Source organism: Magnetospirillum sp. 15-1, from assembly GCF_900184795.1.
Lineage (GTDB): Bacteria > Pseudomonadota > Alphaproteobacteria > Rhodospirillales > Magnetospirillaceae > Phaeospirillum.
Genome location: NZ_FXXN01000027.1, coordinates 375,192 through 392,079, shown reverse-complemented (window position 1 = coordinate 392,079; position 16,888 = coordinate 375,192). Strand labels below are relative to the sequence as shown.

The 16,888-nt window shown below is 67.2% G+C and carries 16 protein-coding genes; 7 read left to right on the top strand and 9 right to left on the bottom strand.

Annotated features, from left to right (window positions below):
* The first annotated feature begins 18 nt into the window (after positions 1-18).
* Entirely contained in the window at positions 19-2,226 is a 2,208-nt protein-coding gene (locus CP958_RS20075) for an ATP-binding protein (protein WP_096703962.1), read from the top strand.
* Between the two features lie 79 nt (positions 2,227-2,305).
* A complete protein-coding gene (locus CP958_RS20070) occupies positions 2,306-2,830 on the top strand; it encodes a hypothetical protein (RefSeq protein WP_096703961.1) in 525 nt (174 codons plus the stop codon).
* Between the two features lie 4 nt (positions 2,831-2,834).
* On the opposite strand, the gene CP958_RS20065 is transcribed toward CP958_RS20070, so the two are convergent.
* From CP958_RS20065 to CP958_RS20055, 3 genes are read right to left on the bottom strand one after another with little or no spacing between them, the layout of a single operon-like run.
* Positions 2,835-3,878, bottom strand: a complete 1,044-nt coding sequence (locus CP958_RS20065) for an extracellular solute-binding protein (RefSeq protein WP_096703960.1) — start codon at positions 3,876-3,878, stop codon at positions 2,835-2,837.
* Positions 3,878-6,337, bottom strand: coding sequence for an AAA family ATPase (locus tag CP958_RS20060; RefSeq protein ID WP_096703959.1), 2,460 nt, complete (start codon positions 6,335-6,337; stop codon positions 3,878-3,880). The genes CP958_RS20065 and CP958_RS20060 overlap by 1 nt, the downstream gene beginning before the upstream one ends.
* A complete protein-coding gene (locus tag CP958_RS20055; RefSeq protein ID WP_096703958.1) occupies positions 6,334-6,729 on the bottom strand; it encodes a metallopeptidase family protein in 396 nt (131 codons plus the stop codon). Before CP958_RS20055 ends, CP958_RS20060 begins: the two co-directional genes overlap by 4 nt.
* Before the next feature lie 126 nt (positions 6,730-6,855).
* Here CP958_RS20055 and CP958_RS20050 point away from each other — a divergent pair, with 126 nt between their 5' ends.
* On the top strand, positions 6,856-7,161 hold the full coding sequence (locus CP958_RS20050; protein WP_096704206.1) for a 4a-hydroxytetrahydrobiopterin dehydratase: 306 nt from the start codon (positions 6,856-6,858) through the stop codon (positions 7,159-7,161).
* 17 nt (positions 7,162-7,178) lie between these two features.
* Here CP958_RS20050 and CP958_RS20045 read toward each other — a convergent pair whose 3' ends face one another.
* A complete protein-coding gene (locus CP958_RS20045) occupies positions 7,179-7,403 on the bottom strand; it encodes a hypothetical protein (RefSeq protein ID WP_096703957.1) in 225 nt (74 codons plus the stop codon).
* A gap of 91 nt (positions 7,404-7,494) precedes the next feature.
* Entirely contained in the window at positions 7,495-8,028 is a 534-nt protein-coding gene (locus tag CP958_RS20040; RefSeq protein WP_096703956.1) for a hypothetical protein, read from the bottom strand.
* A gap of 239 nt (positions 8,029-8,267) precedes the next feature.
* On the opposite strand from CP958_RS20040, the gene CP958_RS20035 reads away from it, so the two are divergent.
* Positions 8,268-8,687, top strand: coding sequence for a response regulator (locus CP958_RS20035; RefSeq protein ID WP_096703955.1), 420 nt, complete (start codon positions 8,268-8,270; stop codon positions 8,685-8,687).
* A gap of 7 nt (positions 8,688-8,694) precedes the next feature.
* Entirely contained in the window at positions 8,695-9,102 is a 408-nt protein-coding gene (locus CP958_RS20030) for an Hpt domain-containing protein (RefSeq protein ID WP_096703954.1), read from the top strand.
* Here CP958_RS20030 and CP958_RS20025 read toward each other — a convergent pair whose 3' ends face one another.
* A complete protein-coding gene (locus tag CP958_RS20025) occupies positions 9,103-10,245 on the bottom strand; it encodes an SEL1-like repeat protein (RefSeq protein ID WP_096703953.1) in 1,143 nt (380 codons plus the stop codon). It lies immediately after the preceding gene.
* A gap of 205 nt (positions 10,246-10,450) precedes the next feature.
* On the opposite strand from CP958_RS20025, the gene CP958_RS20020 reads away from it, so the two are divergent.
* Complete coding sequence (locus CP958_RS20020) at positions 10,451-11,653, top strand: pyridoxal phosphate-dependent aminotransferase (RefSeq protein ID WP_096703952.1); 1,203 nt, start codon at positions 10,451-10,453, stop codon at positions 11,651-11,653.
* 59 nt (positions 11,654-11,712) lie between these two features.
* Here the strand turns inward: CP958_RS20020 and CP958_RS20015 are convergent, their stop codons facing one another.
* On the bottom strand, positions 11,713-13,407 hold the full coding sequence (locus CP958_RS20015) for a cache domain-containing protein (protein WP_242443015.1): 1,695 nt from the start codon (positions 13,405-13,407) through the stop codon (positions 11,713-11,715).
* A gap of 378 nt (positions 13,408-13,785) precedes the next feature.
* Between CP958_RS20015 and CP958_RS20010 the strand changes: the two genes are divergently transcribed.
* Complete coding sequence (locus tag CP958_RS20010; RefSeq protein WP_242443014.1) at positions 13,786-14,811, top strand: HD domain-containing phosphohydrolase; 1,026 nt, start codon at positions 13,786-13,788, stop codon at positions 14,809-14,811.
* Positions 14,812-14,842: 31 nt separating this feature from the next.
* Here the strand turns inward: CP958_RS20010 and CP958_RS20005 are convergent, their stop codons facing one another.
* Positions 14,843-15,034: a hypothetical protein gene (locus tag CP958_RS20005; protein WP_096703950.1), complete on the bottom strand. Its 192-nt coding sequence runs from the start codon at positions 15,032-15,034 to the stop codon at positions 14,843-14,845.
* 117 nt (positions 15,035-15,151) lie between these two features.
* The gene (locus tag CP958_RS20000; RefSeq protein WP_242443013.1) at positions 15,152-16,858 is read right to left on the bottom strand and encodes a HAMP domain-containing methyl-accepting chemotaxis protein; all 1,707 of its coding nucleotides are present in this window, start codon (positions 16,856-16,858) and stop codon (positions 15,152-15,154) included.
* Positions 16,859-16,888: the final 30 nt, after the last annotated feature.

Here is a 16,888-nt window from a genome sequence, read left to right as displayed (position 1 = left end):
TTGGGGGGATAGTGCCGAATGGCGGACAGGGGCAGCCGGACCCTGACTTGGCTGGGGGGAGCGCGCGGCCACCTGTTCCAGGTGGTCATGCTCGGCCTTGTCCCCGCCATCTTCCTCGGCACCCTGGCCATCATCGCCCGCGTGGCCGACACCTTGTCGCTGCAGGCGGCGGGAACCCAGGTGGAAGCCCTGGCCCGCATGGCCGCCGCCATCCACGACCGCGGCCTGGAAAGCTCGCGCGAGGCCCTGGCCGCCCTGGCCAACGATCCCGAAGACGACGAGTGCGGCAGCCATTACCGCCACTTCCTGCTGGCCATCGAAGGGCACGAGGGCTTCATCCGTACCGATTCCACCGGGCATGCCCGCTGCAGTATCGGCCTGGGCCGCGACATCACCTGGCTGACCCAGGGTCCCCACATCCGCCGGGCCATCGAGAGCGGAAATTTCACCGTCGCCCCCTATGAGCTGCTCGACGACGGCCGTGCCGCCCTGCCCATGGCCTACCCCATCCTCGACTGGCTGGGCACGACGAGGGGCGTGGTGGTCACCGCCCGCTCGCTGGACCACCTGGCCAAGGCGGTGGCGCCGCCCATCCTGCCCGAGGGGGCGCGCCTGCTGGTGCTGAAATCCGACGGCACCGTGCTCGCCCGGGTGCCGGCCCTGCCCGAATCGGCGCCGGCCGTCACCCCGGTGCCCGAGTTGAAGGAGGCGGCGGCCAGGGGAACCGGCGGATCGTTCACCGCCACCACCATCACCGGCGAGACCTCGGTGTTCGGCATCGCCCCGCTGGGCCGCATGGCGCCGGAGGCCATCGTCGCGGTCACCATACCGGTGGAGAAGCTGGGCGGCTCGGAGCGGGAATTCCTGCGCATGGCGGTGATCGCCTTCGCCGTGGCCGGCTCGGGGGCCGTGCTGCTGCTGTGGTTCTCCAGCCGCCGGCTGCTGTTCCTGCCCCTGGGGCGCCTCGCCGACGCCATGCGCCGGGTGCGGGCCGGCAACATGGCCGCCCGGACCGGCGGCGGCCTGGGCGAGGTGGGCGAGATGGGCACCACCTTCGACGCCATGCTCGACGCGCTGAACGAGCGCGAAGTCTGGCTGAAGGACAGCGAGGACCGTTTCCGCGCCACCTTCGAGCAGGCCGCGGTGGGCATGAGCCACGCCACCCCGGACCGCCGCTTCATCCGGGTCAACCGCCGCTTCGCCGCCATGCTGGGCTACACGCCGGAGGAGCTGATCGGTCGCCCGACCCTGGACGTCACCCATCCCGAGGATCGCGACCTGGGCGTCCCGGAAATCGCCGCCATGATCCGCGGCGACCTGCAGAGCTTCGCCCTCGAGAAGCGTTTCATCCGCAAGGACGGTTCGGCCGTCTGGGTCAATCTGACCCTGTCCGCCCTGTGGCGCGAGGGGCGCACCGAATACCTGATCGGCGTCACCGAGGATATCGAACGGCGCAAGCAGACCGAGGCCCAGTTGCTGGCCGCCAAGGAGCAGGCCGAAAGCGCCAGCCGCGCCAAGAGCGAATTCCTGGCCGGCATGAGCCATGAGCTGCGCACCCCGCTCAACGCCATCATCGGCTTCGCCGAAACCATGTATTCCCAGGTTCTCGGCCCCATGCCCGACCGCTACCGGGAATATGCCGGCGATATTTCGGCCTCGGGCCGTCATCTGCTGGGCATCATCACCGACATCCTGGATCTGGCCAAGATCGAGGCGGGACGCATGGAACTGGACGACCGGACCCAGGACGTCGCCCCCATGATCGAGGCGACGCTGCGCCTTTTGCGCGAGCGCGGCACCGCCGCCGGTCTGGACCTGCGGGTCGAGCTTCCCCCCGGCCTGCCGCAGATCCTGGCCGATGAGCGGCGCATCCGGCAGGTGCTGATCAACCTGCTGGCCAACGCCGTCAAGTTCACGCCCTTCGGCGGGACGGTGACCATTTCCGCCGCCCCCACCCCGGATGGCGGGTTGGAGATTCGCGTCTCCGATACCGGCATCGGCATGACCGAGGAGGAGATGGCCCAGGCCGTCGAACCCTTCGTCCAGGTGGACGCCCGCATCGCCCGGCGCCACGAGGGAACCGGCCTCGGTCTGCCCATGGTGGCGGCGATCATGGAGATGCACGGCGGCACGGTCACCATCCGCAGCCGGCCCGGCCAGGGCACCATGGTCGCGGTCACTTTCCCTCCCCGCCGGGTGTTCGCCGCGGCCGTGGTGGAGTGCTGAGATCCCAAGCCGCTTGGCCCCGATGCCGTCGCCGTGGCAGAGTACGCCATAGCCAACATCCAGGATCGCTCCACGCCTCATGGTCAGCGAGCTTCTACGACCCGATTCCGAGTTCTCCCGAGCCGTCTACAAGGAAATCCGCCCGGTCATTCCCCGTGCCCACTGGCCGGTGGAGGCCCTGCGCGCCACCTTCACGCCGAGCAATGACGGGCTGGCACTGATCGCCAGCTTCGAAGGATTGCCGCCCACCTATGCCGCCCTGGCCGCCCAGGTGGTGCTGCGCGCCAAGGTGGACATGGTGCTGGTCTCGCCGGTGGCGGCGCTGGCCTCGGCGGTGGTCTACGCGCGGCGCTGGCGCGACACCTTCCTCTATGGCCTGCTGCCCCTGCTGTTCGCCATTCCGCTGATGGCCCCGCTGGGCGATTTCGCCATGCGGGCCAGCATCGTCTTGTTCGTCCTGGACGTCGCCGCCCTGCTGGGAAGCCACGCCCGGCTGCTGCAACGCCGCTCGGCCCTGCAGCAGGGCCGTTTCATCGCCGAGATTCCCACGCCGGGCCTGCGCATCAAGGTGCCGCAGGGCACCCCGCTGCATCACCAGGGGTAAGGGATCACTTTCCGGCCGAGGGCCGCTTCGCCCGCGTCTTGACCTCTTCCCAGACCGCTTCGTGGCGATGCTGGACAGCGTCGCCGCACGACGGCAGGAAGCCGACCTTGGCCGGCCAGGGGGCCACCATTTCCGGCGCGGCCAGCACCGTGGGGATCAGAAACCCCTCGCTGCCGCGAATCATGGTGGCATAGCCGTTGAAGTTGGAATCCAGCGCCGCGTTCTCGGGCTTCAGCATGAAGGTCAGGAACTTCATGGCATTGGCCCGGTTGGGGGGATTGCGCGGCACCACCACCACATCGGTCCACACCAGATTGCCCTCGCGCGGATAGGCATAGGCCAGACTGGGACGCTTTTCCCTGGCCCGCATGGCGTCGCCGTTCCAAGTGACCGCCAGCACGATGGAGGGGTCGGCCAGGGCCGCCGTCACCCGTTCCGTCGCCACCAGCCGGTTGCGGGCCAGCAGCGGCTCGAGCAGGCGGGCGGCCTTTTCCAGCTTGCCCTCGTCGGCGGTGCAGCGCGCCTCGCCCAGATAGATCAGCGCCAGCTGGACCATGTCGCCTTCGTCCAGCAGGCCGATATGCCCGTCGATCTCCGGCGGTGGTTCGAACAGCAGACGGAGCGAATCGATGTCGCCGCGATGGATGGAGGTATCCACGGCGAATGCCGTGGTCCCCCATTGATGGGGGATGGTGTACTCGTTGCGCGGATCGAACGAGCGCGACCGCCAGGGGTCCTCGACGTTCCAGAAGCCGTTGAGGCGGTCGGCCAGCACCCGCTCGATCAGCCCGCCCTTGATCAGTCCGCTCACGTGATAGTCGGGGGAAAAGGCGATGTCGAAGCCCGACTTGGCGCCCCGCAGGCGATCGATCACCTGATCGTGGTCGGCGACCACCGTCAGGGAGACGGTGATCCCGGTCTCGCGCTCGAACTTGCGCAGCAATTCCGGCGACAGGTAGAAGGACCGGGTCAGCACCCGCAGCTCGCTGGCCGCCGCGTCGAACGACGCCAGCAGCACGACGGCGAGCAGCAGCAGCCGGCGCAGCATCACCCGCCGGCTCCGTTGCGCCCCATGCCGTTGATGGGACGCGGCACCGCCAGATCCTCGGCCCGGCGCATGAAGGCGCCCAGCCGCGCCGCCACCCGGCGGTTGACGGAGCCCGGCGGGAACTTGCCCTCGTCGTCGCGCTCGCCGGCCGGATGCCCGGTCAGCAGCGCCATACCCTGGTCCACAGTCTCCACCGGATAGATGGAGAACAGGCCGGCGGCGGCAGCCTCGACCACATCCTTGCGCAGCATCAGATGCGGCACGTTGTCGGCGGGTATCAGCACGCCGTGGCTGCCGTCCAGTCCCCGGGCGCGGCACAGGTCGAAGAAGCCCTCGATCTTCTCGTTGACCCCGCCGATGGCCTGGATACGCCCGAACTGGTCGATGGAGCCGGTGACCGCCAGACTCTGGCGGATGGGCAGATCGGACAGGGCGGACAGCAGGGCATAGAGTTCGGTGGACGAGGCGGAATCGCCCTCGATACCGCCATAGGATTGCTCGAACACCAGGGTGGCCGACAGGGCCAGCGGCAGTTCGGTGGCATAGCGTGCCGCCAGGAACGACGACAGGATCATCACCCCCTTGCCGTGCAGGGGGCCGCCCAGCAGGACCTCGCGCTCGATGTCCACCACGTCGCCCTTGCCGAAGCGCACCCGCGCCGTCACCCTCGTGGGGCGCCCGAAGGAAAAACGCCCCAGTTCCAGCACCGCCAGCCCGTTGATCTGGCCCACCACCTCGCCCTTGGTGGCGATGTGGACGGTTCCGGCCAGCATCTCCTCCTGGACGTTGTCGCGCACCCGGTCAAGGCGGCGGATCGAGGCGGTCACCGCCCGTTCCACATGCCCGGCCGCCACCACGGCGGCGCCCTCTTCTCCCGCCCAGTAATCGGCCTCGCGCACCAGATCGGCCAGACTGGCCATGTGGGTGGACAGCCGGGTGGAATCGCCCACCTCGCGCGAGGCGTGCTCGACGATACGGGCCACGGCGCCGCGATCGAGCGGCCGCAGCCCCTCCTTGCGGACCAGGATCGCCACCGAACGGGCCAGCAGGGAAGTGTTGTCCCGGCTCCGTTCCATGCGCCAGTCGAAATCGGCCGAGACCTTGAACAGTTCGCCGAATTCCGGGTCGTTATGGCTGAGCAGGTAATACAGCATGGGGTCACCGACCAGCACCACCTTGAGGTCGAGCGGAATGGGCTGGGGCTCCAGCGACAGGGTGCTGATCAGCCCCATGGCCTGGCCGGGGGACTCGATACGGATTTCGCGGCCGCGCAGGGCGCGCTTCAGATCCTCCCAGGCGAAGGGATGCATCAGCAGCTTCAGGGCGTCCATCACCAGATAGCCGCCATTGGCCCGGTGCAGGCACCCCGCCTTGATCAGGTTGAAATCGGTGATCAGGGTGCCGTACTGGGCGATATGCTCGACCCGGCCGATGATGTTGGGCTGGGTGGGATAGGTCTCCATCACCACCGGAGCGCCGGTCTCGCCCTCGCGGCAGACCAGCACGTTGACCCGGTAGCGGCGGAAACGGCCGTCGGGACCACGCGGGCGGCCGTCGCGACGTTCGGAATCCTCGCTCTCGGGCAGGAAGTCCTGGGCGTTGAGCGCCACGTCGGCCGCCACGTCGTCCAGATAGGCCAGTACCTCGGGCAGGTCCGCCCAGTCGCCCTTGAGATCGTCCATCAGATGGGCGATAGCGTGACCGACCGCCTCGTGCTCCAGCTCGCGCAGCCGGGCCCGCATGTCGCGATCCCAACGCGGCACCTGCTTGATGGCGGTCTCCAGGCGCTCCTGCAATCGCTCCATTTCGGCCCGCAGGCGGTTCTGGACCTCGTCGGGCAGTTGCTTGAACTCGTCGGGCGGCAACACCTCGTCACCCTTGGAGGGCGCCAGACCCAGCCCTCCCGGCGTGCGGACCATGAGGATGCCATGCGCCTCGGCGTCCTCCTGGATGGCGGAGAAAGCCGCCTCGCGCTGCTGCTTGGCCTCGGTCTCCACCATCTGGCGCCGCGCCCGATAATCCTCGGCCTCGAAGGCGGCGGGCAGGGCGTGGCCAAGCTCCTCCACCAGATGGGCCATGCCGCGTTCCAGCACCCGAGCCCGGCCGGCCGGCAGGCGCAACGCCTTTGGTCGCGCGGCTTCCGCGAAATTCTCCACATAGACCCAGTCGTCCGACGGCGGACGGACGGCGGCGGCCTCGCGCAGGTGCCCGAGGATCAGGTTGCGCCGCCCGGTCCCCTCCTCGCCCAGGGCGAACAGGTTGAAGCCGCGATGGCGCATGCCGATGGCGAAGCGGATGGCCTCGACCGCCCGCTCCTGCCCCAGCGCCGGCCCCGGTCCATCCGGCTCGTCGGGAAGATCGGCCGTGGTGGCGAAGTCGAACTGATCCGGATCGCACACCCGGTACAGGGCGGCGGCAGGCAGCGGGGCGGGATGGGCAACAGATTTGCGTTTGCTCACGCTTCGTCCTCGATGCGCTGCATGTCGTCGTCGGACAGGCCGAAATGGTGGCCGATTTCGTGGATCAGCACGTGCTTGATCAAGGTGGACAGGTCCTCGCCGGTCTCGCACCAGTAATCCAGAATGGGACGACGGTAGAGGAAGATCATGTCCACATCGCCGGGCGCGCCGCCGAAAGCGTGGATGTCCATGGCGGAACCACGATACAGACCCAGCAGGTCGAACGGGCTTTCCAGGTCCATCTCGCGCTCGACATCCTCGTCCGGGAAGTCATCGACGCGGATCACCACGTCGGCGGCGTAGCGGCGCAGTTCCTCGGGAATATCGGCGAAGGCGGCCTGGGCGATGGTTTCCAGGTCAGCCATGCTGGGTGGGGTGCTGTGGTGGGGCATCACTCTGCTCATGGAAAGAGAATCTACCTCGTCCTTGCGGTCCGCACCAGGGGTCCCCACTCTCTGTTACACCGGTGAGCCGCATCCGCGACACGCCCATCCGCGCTATTGCGGCGAGGTCCCATGATGAGCAACAAGCTGACGAAGGACGAGAGAATCCAGGCCCTGGCGAAATTGAACGGCTGGACCGAGGCGGAGGGGCGCGACGCCATCCGCCGTTCGCTGCGCTTCGGCGACTTTACCGAGGCCTTCGCCTTCATGACGCGGGTGGCCCTGGTCGCCGAGCGGATGAATCATCACCCCGAATGGTTCAATGTGTGGAATAGGGTCGACGTCACCTTGTCCACCCATGACGCGGGAGGCGTGACGCGAAAGGACATCGATCTGGCCCGCGCCATCGACGGCGCGGCCGATCATGCCAAGGCGGGCTGAGCCGCGGCGGCCTTAGGTCAGACCGAGATATCCAGAACCTGGCCGACCGCACCGCTTTTCGCGGCGGCGTCAGCCACGGCGGTCGCCTGCTGCGCCGATTGTCCGCCCTGGGTCAGAACCTGGGCGATGACCAAAGCGGCATTCTCTTCCTGCTTGGCGGCCGTCAACGGAGCCTGCAAACCGGCCTGCGCCCGCTGAAGATAGAGCGCCGAATTCCCGGCACCGACGGATGATGCGTCCATGGTCCTGCCTTTCTGGCGAACATTTAGAAGACCACGTTAACGCATTATTTAACAAATGTCACGATTTCGCTTTCCTGGCGCGGATTCGGCCTCAGGGGGGATCGCCCGCCAGTTCCCGCATGACCTGACCCAGCAGCCGGGTGAAGCGGGCATCGTCTGAGCCGTCCACCTTGGCCACCCAGCCGCGCACCGAGGACAACAGAGAGCCGCCGTCGCAGAAGGCGGCCAGCAGTTCCACGCGGCCACCCCCGGCCCTGGCGGCGGCGACCGCCACCTTGCCGGCGCACAGTTCGGCGGCATCCAGGGAGGGCGGCGCCCCCAGCGCCACCACCACCCGCACCTTGGGACTCGGCGCCGCCTGGGCGTCGGCGGTCATGGCGAAGGGCCGGGCGGGAATGGCGGCGGACATGGCCTTGGCCACCCGCGCCCGCAACTCGGCGGCCGGGTCGCCGAAGGGATTGCCATGCACCTCGATGAGCAGCGGCCCCGACGAGGTGGCGGCGAAGAAGGTGCTCCAGGTGGCGGCGTTGCGATAGCCACCCGGCACCGTGGATGGGCCGTCGCCGCATCCGCCCACCAGGGCGGCAAGGGCGGCGGCGCCCAGCGAGAGGAGCTTCTTCATCATGTCCCCATGGTCTCTCCGGACGGGCGGCAAGGCAAGGCCCATGCCTTCGCCCACCTCCCTTCGGCTGGGAAATACCTAATACTAGAGGCCCGATTTTCCACAACACGTCCGCAGTGTTAGGGTATTCACCGGATAAGCTGCAAAAGCGTCCGCATCCGGTCAACGCGCCGGAACAGGGAAGCGGAAATGTGGTGCACGGCCGACAGACCGAAGCACCCCACGCCTCGGGGGAACACGGTATGGGACGGCGCGTCTGCGTCTTGATCATCGAACCGAACGCCCATATGCGACGGCTGATCGGCACGTTGATGGGAGCGGTGCCCGCCCACGAGGTGGTCGAAGCCCGCACGCCGCAACAGGCGGCGACGCTGGTGGCGGAGCGGGCTCCCCATCTGGTCATCATGGATTGGAGCGACGACCCGACCGAGGGCGTGCTGTTCCTTCACCGGCTGCGCCGGGGCGAGATCGGCCGCGCCGATGTGCCGGTCCTGGCCATCAGCCCCACCCTGCACCACGCGGTTCTGGAATCGGCGGTGGAGACCGGCATCGACGAAATCATCGCCAAGCCCATCTCGGCCGTTGAAATCATCGCCCGCGCCACCGACCTGATCGAATCGGATCGCCGGCGCAAGGAAACGGCGGAACAAGCGGCGGAATAAGTCCCCCATGGCCGGAGACGGCGAATTTCCCGACCTCCCCCCTGAAGTCCTGGCCCGCGCCGAAGCGGCCCTGGCCGGATTGTCCGGTCGCTATATGGACTGGGCGACGGCCGATGCCGCGCGGCTGCGGGCCTGCCTGGACGAAATCCGGGCGCCGGAAGCCGACCTTACCCTGCTGCTGCCGCGCCTGTTCACCATCGGCCATGACATGAAGGGCCAGGCTGCCACCTTCGGCTATCCCCTGGTCAGTGAATTGGGCAACCGATTGTGCCGGCTGATCGAAGCCGAAAGGGCTCCGGCCCCGGAATCCGTGGCCCGCATGGTCCGGCTGGCGGAAGGCATGGAGCGGGTGGTCGCCGAACGCCTGGAAGGCGATGGCGGCGAGACGGGCCGCGCCCTGCTCGCCGAGAACTGATCAGAGCCCGGCGAGGTCGCGCAGTTCCTGCACCAGCTGACGGGCGCGGGCGGTCTGGCGCGGGTTCATGCCCTTGGCGACGGCGTCGCGGGCCGCCTTGGCGTTGTCCTCGCCCTGGGCGGCGGCGAGATCGTACATGACATAAGCCCGGACCGGGTCCTTGGCATAAAAGCCCTGCCCCTTGGTCGCCAGATCGCCCAGAGCGAACAGCGCCTCGGCATGGCCCTGGAGGGCGGCGGCTTCCAGCCATGCCACGCCCTCGACCATGTCCATGGGCAGCTCCATGCCGGCCACCTTGGCAGAGCCCAGCAGATATTGCGCCTCGGCATGGCCCCGGCGGGCGGCGGAGCGCAGCCAGCGCTCGCCCTCGTTGATGCCGGGACGCAGTTGCACCGCGCCGGCCTCCTCGGCATTGGGCGGCTTGACCGGATACCACACGGCGCCGAACGGACGGTTCTTGCGCTCGGTGTCCTTGGCGTTCCAATCCTCCTCGGCCGGCTTGCGCCACATGGCCGGGCGGGCGAGCAGAAGGCGGCCCAGCCGGAAGCGGGCCTCCACGTCGCCGTACAGCAGGGCGGCCTGACGGTACCAGCCCTCGGCCGCGGCGGAATCGGGGGCCACACCCTGGCCACGCTCCAGCACGTCGGCCAGGGCCATCATGGCGCGCAGATCGCCGGCTTGCGCGGATTCGGCCAGCCAGGCGATGCCGTCGCGGCTGCCGACGGCATGAACCTCACCCTCGATGAACAGATCGATCCAGCGCTTACGGGCCTGGGCGTCGCCCAGGGTGCCGGCCTTGTACCACCAGTTGCCGGCGGCGTTGAGGTCACGCTTGACGCCCTTGCCGGCCTCGAAAGCCTTGGCCGCCTCGGCGGCGGCGGCGGCATGGCCCTCGGCCCCGGCCAGCATGAACCACACCAGCGCCGCCTGCGCATCGGCCTTGAGCCCATGGCCGCCGTCGCGATAGGCCACGGCCAACTGGTACTGGGCCTCCATGTCGCCATTGGCGGCGGCAGCAGCCAGACTGACGTGACGCGCCTCGGCGGCGGCGGGCTTCGCGGCCTTCCTGGGTGCCGCCCAGGCACCTTCGGCCACGGGCAGAGAGAGCGAGAGCAGCGCGGCGACGGCAGCGGCGATCCTCATGAAACGGCACTTTCCACAGGCTGAAAGACGGGAGCGCATGATTCCACTTCCCGCACGGGATGGCAATCGGAGCTTCAGCATTCATTCCTTGCCCCGCTCCGGTCAGGCATTCTATCACGGAATCAGGATGATCCTTGCACTCGTACGCGGGCGCGCGTAACTTCGCCCCCCGCGAATTCTCTCATCTTTTTCGAGGACCCGACCCATGCCGTTCATCGCCGACAGGCTTTCCGCCATCAAGCCGTCCCCGACCATCGCGGTGACTCAGAAGGCCGCCGAGTTGAAGGCCGCCGGCCGCGACGTCATCGGCCTGGGCGCGGGCGAACCCGATTTCGACACCCCGGACAACGTCAAGGCCGCCGCCAAGGTCGCCATCGACAAGGGCCTGACCAAGTACGGTCCGCCGGCCGGCACCCTGGAACTGCGTCAGGCCATCGCCGCCAAGTTCAAGCGCGAGAACGGCCTGGACTACACCGCTGACCAGGTCACCGTCGGCGTCGGCGGCAAGGGCGTGATCTTCAACGCCTTCATGGCCACCATCAATCCCGGCGACGAGGTGATCGTCCCCGCCCCCTATTGGGTGAGCTATCCCGACATCGCCCTGATGTTCGGCGGCAAGCCGGTGTTCGTCGCCTGTCCCGAGACCGCCGGCTTCAAGCTGCAGCCCGCCGATCTGGAAAAGGCCATCACCCCCAAGACCAAGTGGCTGGTGCTGAACTCGCCATCCAACCCGACCGGCGCCGCCTATTCCTGGGACGAGATGAAGGCCCTGACCGACGTGCTGGTCAAGCACCCGCACGTGTGGATCATGTCCGACGACATGTACGAACACCTGGTCTACGACGACTTCAAGTTCTGCACCCCGGCCCAGGTGGAGCCCAGGCTCTATGAGCGCACGCTGACCATGAACGGCGTTTCCAAGGCCTATGCCATGACCGGCTGGCGCGTCGGCTATGCCGCCGGCCCGCTGCCGATCATCAAGGCGATCAACATGATCCAGTCCCAGTCGGTGACCCACACCTCGTCCATCAGCCAGGCCGCCTCGGTCGAGGCCCTGAACGGCACCCAGGACTTCATCCCCAAGAACGCCGAGGTGTTCAAGCGCCGCCGCGACCTGATCGTCGGCCTCCTGAACCAGTGCCCCGGCATCACCTGCCGCACTCCGGAAGGCGCCTTCTATGTCTATCCGTCGTGCGCCGGCCTGATCGGCAAGAAGACCCCCGACGGCAAGGTCATCGCCAGCGACACCGACTTCGTCGGCGCCCTGCTGGAGGCCGAGGGCGTGGCGGTGGTCCAGGGCGCGGCCTTCGGCCTGGAGCCCTATTTCCGCATCTCCTACGCCACCTCGGACGCCGCGCTGACCAAGGCCGGCGAGCGCATCAAGCGCTTCTGCGAGAGCCTCAAGTAGGACGACCAAGGCAAAAGCCCCTCGGCCTCGCGGCCGAGGGGCTTTTTTCATGCCCGGAGCTACACCGCCTGTGACCGGATTTCCCGCAGGAAATCGTCGATCTCGCGGGTCAGGGTGCCGTTCTGGCTCACCATCTCGCTGGCCGAACCGGCCACTTCCTCGGCGGCCGAACGCGAGGTGCTGGTTCCCTCCTCCACCTTGCCGATATGCTCGGCCACCTCGCGGGTGCCACGCGCCGCTTCCTGCACGCTGCGGGTGATTTCGTGGATGGCCGCGTTCTGCTCCTCCACCGCGCTGGCGATGGAGGATGTCGCCTCATCCACCCGGTTGATGGTCTCGCCGATATGGCGGATGGCCGCCACCGCCTTGGTGGTCTCGGCCTGGACGGCGGAAATCTGGGTGGTGATTTCCTGGGTCGCCTTGGCGGTCTGGTTGGCGAGCGTCTTGACCTCGCCCGCCACCACGGCAAAGCCCTTGCCCGCCTCGCCGGCCCGCGCCGCCTCGATGGTGGCGTTGAGCGCCAGCAGGTTGGTCTGGCCGGCGATGGCGTCGATCAACTGCACCACCTCGCCGATGCGGCCGGCGGCGGCGGCCAGGGCCGCCACCATGGAATTGGTCTGCTCCGCCTCCTCGGCGGCGGCCCGTGCGATGTCGGCGGTCAGGGCCACCTGACGGCTGATCTCGTTGCCCGAGGCGCTGAGTTCCTCGGCGGCCGAGGCCACGGTCTGCACGTTGCCCGAGGTCTGCTCCGTGGCGGCGACCACGGCGCTGGTCTGCTCGGAGGTCTGTTCCGCCGTGTGGGTCATGGCGCTGGACGCGCCGTTCAGACGCTGGCCCACCCGATTGATGGCGTCCATGGCCACCTTGACCCGGCGCTCCAACCCCTCGGCCATGTCCCGCAGCGTCCGGTTGCGCTCCTGGGCGGCGTCCTGCTTGAGCCGTTCCTGCTCGTCGAGCAGACGGCGATTCTCGAGGGCGCTGCCGCGGAACACCTCCATGGCGCGGGCCAGGGCTCCCATCTCGTCCTGCCGCTCGGTGCCCTTGACCTCGTGCGCGATATCGCCGTCGGCCAGGGCCCGCATGCGGGTGACCAACTGCCCCAGCGGGCCGGTGATGGAGCGGGCGATCAGCACCGCCACCAGTGCCACCAGCAGGCCCAGCACCGCCGCCTTCACACCGATATCGAGCATCTTGGCGTGATAGGCCTCGTCGATGTCGTCGACATAGACGCCGGTCAGGATGGTCCACCCCCAGGGCTTGAACATCTGGGCGTAGCTCAGCTTGGGCACCGGCGGTCCATCCTTGACGCGGGGAAAGGCATAGGCCACGTAAGCACTGCCGAACTGCTTGGATTCCTCGACCTGCTGACGGGCGAAGTAGACGCCGTTGGGGTCCTTGACCTGGGACATATCCTTGCCGTTGAGGTCGGGCCGCAACGGATGCATGATCGTGACCACGTTCAGGTCGGTCACCACGAAATAGTCATTATTGCCGTAACGCATACCGCGCAATACTTCGAAGGCCGCGTCCTTGGCGGCGCTCTCCGTCATTTCGCCCTTGGCCACCCGCTGCTGATACTGCGCCACCACGCTAGACGCGGTTTCGACCTGTTGCCTGAGAGTCTGACGCCGATCCTCGACCAGTGTTTCACGGGTAGACGACAGACTTTGTATGGTCAACAGGCCCAGCCCCACCACCAGCAGGGCGACCAGCGTCCAAATCTTAGCCCCGATCCCGAGTTTCAATCCGCCCATGGGAACCCTCCCTCAATCGGCCCGGCGGGTCTCCCGGCACGGCTGAAAGCGCACCACGCCACCCGCACAGGCAGCCCTATTACATTGGGCTTATATTAACCTCTTTTAAAGATTTTTATCCAGAGGGATGGCGCAATGCCGCCTTCAGTTTATGCGCAGAATATTCATGTTTTTCAATCCATTGACATTAATCAACGGATTGCCCATCAAATATCGGATCAATATCACAAAGTGCATAAAGGGCAGACCAGCCACGATGTCACGCCCCTTAACATCTTCGCTACATTATGCCACAACATTGGAGTGCCTCGGGTTTCGGCCCGATAGCGTCCCAGGGGGCCGGGGATACACTCGATGCATCTGACACGGGATATCGAAATGACCGATATGCGATCGAGCCCCGTGGACCTTCTGGTCATCGAGGATAATCCCGCCGACGCCCGCCTGATCGAATTGCTGCTGAGCGAGGTCGGCGGCTTCAATTGCCGCCGCGCCGCCACCCTGAGCGAAGCCATCGCCGGAATCGCCGACGCGCCCCCCGATGCCGTTCTTCTCGATCTTTCGCTTCCCGACGCCCACGGCATCGAGACGGTGGAGCGCCTGCGCGCCGCGGCGCCGAAGCTGCCCATCGTCATCTGCACCGGGCTGGACGACGAATCCATGGGTTTGCTGGCCCTGCAGCACGGCTGTCAGGATTATCTGGTCAAGGGCCAGGGCGACGGCAACCTGATCCGCCGCACCATCCTCTACGCCATCGAGCGCAAGGCGGTGGAGGAGGAGCGCCGCACCACCGCCGAGCGCCTGAAGCGGGTGCTGCTCCAGACCGTCCGCTCGCTGTCGCTGACGCTGGAGATGCGCGACCCCTACACCACCGGCCACCAGCGCCGGGTGGCGCAGTTGTCCACCGCCATCGGGCGGCGGATGGGCTTGTCGGAGGCGGTGGTGGAAGGGCTGCGCACCGGCGGGCTGCTGCACGACATCGGCAAGATTCACATTCCGGCCGAATTCCTCAGCCGCCCCGGCAAACTGTCGGCCGAGGTGCACAAGGTCATCCGCATGCATCCCCAGATGGGCTGGGAGATCATGAAGGACATCGAGTTCCCCTGGCCGGTGGCCGACATGATCCGCCAGCACCACGAACGGCTGGACGGCAGCGGGTATCCCCTGGGCCTCAAGGGCGACGAAATCATCCTGGAATCACGGATCATCGCCGTGGCCGACGTGCTGGAGGCCATCTCCTCCCACCGCCCCTACCGGCCGGCGCTGGGGTTGGACGTCGCCATCCAGGAATTGCGGGACCATTCCGGCACCCGCTACGACCCGGCGGTCGTCCAGGCCTGCATCGATGTGGTGGAGGAAAAGGGGGCCGGCATCCTCGACGAGGATGCGCCGCCGCCGCTATAGGCGATTCAGTCCGTCATTCGAAGGGCCGAAGCTATTCGGCGGCGATGGTCGCCGAGCGTCCGCCCTGGCGCGCCATGCGGCGCAGTTGGGCCATCAGCAGTTCGCGCGGGTTATGGCACGAGCCGCACCATACGATGGCGGTACCGTCGCCATAGGAATGGACGCGATGGTCGCTGCTCTGCTGGCAGTGCGGGCAATCGAGTACGGTCTTGGGAAGGCTCATCAACACCCCCTGGTACCCTGACCCAGGGCACCCTTCAATACCTTGTGGGCCACAGAGTTACCTGGAATCCCTCCGGAATGGAAGGCGGAAACGCCGCCCCCCATTCTTACGTCCAGGTTATGCCTCGCGGATGCCGCTCAGGAAGCGATCCACCTCGGCCCGAAGGGTCATGGCCTGACGCTGCAGGGTTTCCACCGCCCCCAGCACATCCTTGGCCGACTGGTCGGTTTCGTGAATGGTCTGGGTCACCGCGTTGATGTTCGCGTAGACGAACCTGGTCCCCGAGGCGGCATGATCGATGTTGCGGGCGATCTCCTGGGTGGCGGCCCCCTGCTCCTCGATGGCCGAGGCGATGGCGGTGGTGATGCCGTCCATGGAGGAGATGGTGGTGTTGATGCCGCGGATGGCCCGCACCGTCTTGTCGGTTTCCTGCTGGATGGTATTGACCTGGGACGCGATGTCCTCGGTGGCGCCCACCGTCTGGCGGGCCAGATTCTTCACCTCGGACGCCACCACGTTGAAGCCCTTGCCGGCCTCGCCGGCCCGCGCAGCCTCGACGGTGGCGTTGAGCGCCAGCAGATTGGTCTGCTCGGCGATGCCGGTGATCATCTCGACGATCTCGCCGATCTTGTCGGCGGCACCGGCCAATCCCTGCACGCGGGTATTGACCGACTCCGCCTCCTTGGTGGCGGAGACCGCCACCTGGTTGGACATGCCGACCTGCTGGGCGATTTCGCTGATGGAGGAGGAAAGCTCCTCGGCGGCGGCGGCCACGGTCCCGACATTCTGGTTGGCTTCGCTGGCCTGTTGGGCGGCGCTGTTGGCCTTCTCCAACGCCTGATCGGCCGAGCTCACCATGCTGCGCGCCGTGTGGATCATCTGCTGCGCCGAGGCCGACACAGAATCCAACACCGCCGTGACCGCCTTGTCGAAAGCGGCGATCAGGCCTTCGAGACGGTGCATGCGCTGCTCCCGCGCCGCCGTGGCGGCCTGGGCCTCCACCTCCATCTGCTGCTTGGCGATGGTGTTGTCCTTGAAGACCTGGACGGCGCGGGCGATGTCGCCCACCTCGTCCCGACGCTCCAGGGCCGGCACGCCGACCGAGACGTCACCGCGCGCCAGCTTTTCCATGCGCACGGTCATGTCCTCGATGGGGTCGGCGATGATCCGCTTCAAGATGGTGCGAACGCCGAACACCGCCAGCACGGTGGCGACGATGCCGCCCACCACCAGCCAGGTCAGCACCTGATTCAGGCGCGCCTCGGATTCGGCGGTGGACAGCGACGAGGACAGCACGGCGATCACGTCGCCGTCGACCATGCCCATGCCGCCGTGACAGGCGTGACAGACCTCTTCCTTGGCGCCGTCGGTGACGCCCAGCACGATGGGCAGGGAATAGCGGTAGAAGCCGCCCTCGAACCGCCCGACCGCCACCTTGGTCTCGAAGGCCTCGCGGTCGACGTCGTCCTTGGGCAGCTTGGCCGGCTTCTCGGGCTCGACTTCCTTCATATGGGCGGCCACCTTGGGCCCCCAGGCGCTCCATACCTTGCCGGGATAGTGGATGTTGCGCGAATCGAACCAGTTGTTGAAGACGGTGATGCCGATATTGTCCCCATCCTCGGGCCGCTTGGCCATGACGTTGAGAATCAGGGCGTGCAGCGAAGTCATCTCGTTGGCCGAGAGCTGCAGCAACTGGCGCTCCATTTCGGCGCGCTCGAATCGGGCGATGGTGAGAACGACACCGGCGATCAGAATTACGACGCCGGCCCCGACAATGAGCATGAAACGGCTGGACAGCCGAAGATTCTGCCAAGCGTGCGACACGGAAACTCCCATCCGTTCAATCGCGGCCGG

Bases quoted from the DNA above. Each gene is read 5' to 3' on its own strand.
- CP958_RS20075 (WP_096703962.1), top strand. From the start codon at position 19: ATGGCGGACAGGGGCAGCCGGACCCTGACTTGGCTGGGGGGAGCGCGC.
- CP958_RS20065 (WP_096703960.1), bottom strand. From the start codon at position 3,878: ATGCTGCGCCGGCTGCTGCTGCTCGCCGTCGTGCTGCTGGCGTCGTTC.
- CP958_RS20040 (WP_096703956.1), bottom strand. From the start codon at position 8,028: ATGATGAAGAAGCTCCTCTCGCTGGGCGCCGCCGCCCTTGCCGCCCTG.
- CP958_RS20010 (WP_242443014.1), top strand. From the start codon at position 13,786: ATGACCGATATGCGATCGAGCCCCGTGGACCTTCTGGTCATCGAGGAT.
- CP958_RS20005 (WP_096703950.1), bottom strand. From the start codon at position 15,034: ATGAGCCTTCCCAAGACCGTACTCGATTGCCCGCACTGCCAGCAGAGC.
- CP958_RS20070 (WP_096703961.1), top strand. From the start codon at position 2,306: ATGGTCAGCGAGCTTCTACGACCCGATTCCGAGTTCTCCCGAGCCGTC.
- CP958_RS20035 (WP_096703955.1), top strand. From the start codon at position 8,268: ATGGGACGGCGCGTCTGCGTCTTGATCATCGAACCGAACGCCCATATG.
- CP958_RS20045 (WP_096703957.1), bottom strand. From the start codon at position 7,403: ATGGACGCATCATCCGTCGGTGCCGGGAATTCGGCGCTCTATCTTCAG.
- CP958_RS20050 (WP_096704206.1), top strand. From the start codon at position 6,856: ATGAGCAACAAGCTGACGAAGGACGAGAGAATCCAGGCCCTGGCGAAA.
- CP958_RS20020 (WP_096703952.1), top strand. From the start codon at position 10,451: ATGCCGTTCATCGCCGACAGGCTTTCCGCCATCAAGCCGTCCCCGACC.
- CP958_RS20030 (WP_096703954.1), top strand. From the start codon at position 8,695: ATGGCCGGAGACGGCGAATTTCCCGACCTCCCCCCTGAAGTCCTGGCC.
- CP958_RS20015 (WP_242443015.1), bottom strand. From the start codon at position 13,407: ATGGGCGGATTGAAACTCGGGATCGGGGCTAAGATTTGGACGCTGGTC.
- CP958_RS20055 (WP_096703958.1), bottom strand. From the start codon at position 6,729: ATGCCCCACCACAGCACCCCACCCAGCATGGCTGACCTGGAAACCATC.
- CP958_RS20025 (WP_096703953.1), bottom strand. From the start codon at position 10,245: ATGAGGATCGCCGCTGCCGTCGCCGCGCTGCTCTCGCTCTCTCTGCCC.